This is a genomic window from Luteibacter sp. P4_D7_3 (assembly GCF_056401735.1).
Genome location: NZ_JBFUIT010000566.1, coordinates 1 through 1,336, shown reverse-complemented (window position 1 = coordinate 1,336; position 1,336 = coordinate 1). Strand labels below are relative to the sequence as shown.

Genomic DNA, 1,336 nt, shown 5'->3' with positions numbered 1-1,336 from the left:
GTGTAGCACCAGCTGCTGGCCACATACTGGCCAAGCGGGTCGTATATCTGCACCAGAACATCGTTATAGGCGGAGTCCGTCGTGATATCAGTGATGCCAAGCCCAAGGTTCTCGCCGCCTGCGGAATCGAACGTCACGTAGACCGCCTGGCTCGGCGTTGTCGTGGCGAAGCTTTGCGATGGCCCTTCAACGGCCAGCGCACTATGAATGCCTGATCTAACCGTAGCATTTACAGCCATCGAACTGACCGTCGACGCCGGATCGACATAGATCTTGTACCGGCCAGTCGCCGGTAGGTTCGTAAGATTAATCGTGTCCCACGACGCGGTGCTAAACGACGTCAGCGCCGATCCATCGGGCGTAAGAACCGTGTATGACGCCCCGCCATTCGCAGGCGTCGTCATCTGGTTGCTCACATTCAAAGCAATAGTTTCGCCAGCGACGGCGTCGAATGTCATCCAACCGTTCTGCCCCATGACGTTTGTCGAGAACGTTACGGCCGGCGCATCACGCGGTATGTTCGGACCCTCGACATCTCGAGACACAATGCCCGTGAACCCCATCGTYGCCCCAACCTCGGACGTGATAACGGCCACGTACTTGCCATCTATAGCATTTATGAGATTGAAGGAGCAGCCAACCGACGAATAACACCAAGTCGAGTTAACGTATGCACCGTTCGGCGCCGTTAGCGTAACCAGGACATCGTTGTAGCCCGACGACGTAGTCACGCCAGTCACGGCAAAACCGAGGTTTTCGCCAGCCTTTGCCGGAATGATCATGCGTTTCGATTGATCGGAAACGCTCGTCATCAAGTGCACCGAGGCGTTGGAACCTGTCAAAACCGGCGCCGTCTCCACCTGCATCGACAAACTCAACGGGGCACTAGAAGAAACGAGTAGGAGAAACGTGCCTGGCTGCTTCACATAGGGAAGATGCACCGAGGGTCCCGACGCGCTCGCCGCGCCCGACATGACCAACGAGTTATGAGAGTCGTAGACCGAGTAGGACAGCGAGGACCCGGCGGGAGCGATCGTGCTCAATTGAAGGCTTAGCGCCGAGCCGCCTACCGTGTCAAAGAGGACGGCCGAATACTTCGAAGGCGCCGCGACAGCTACGTTAATTGGCGCGCCGTCGACGATCATGCGCTGCGTGGACGACACATCTGCCGGAGCAATTCCGGGAGGAGCGACCAAAATATCGTTCGCGCTGACTGCTCGGCCGAACGGTGTCGTCACCGATACCTTGCCGCTGCCTACCCCTGGCGCTATTGAAAACGCTGCATGGCTGTCGTCAAGCGAAGACGTGCTCGCCACATAGCTATTTAGCCGGACCG

At 57.7% G+C, this 1,336-nt stretch carries 1 pseudogene; it reads right to left on the bottom strand.

What is annotated here, in order from left to right:
• Positions 1 to 1,336: pseudogene (locus AC1DSN_RS22755) on the bottom strand (hypothetical protein); the annotation flags it as partial.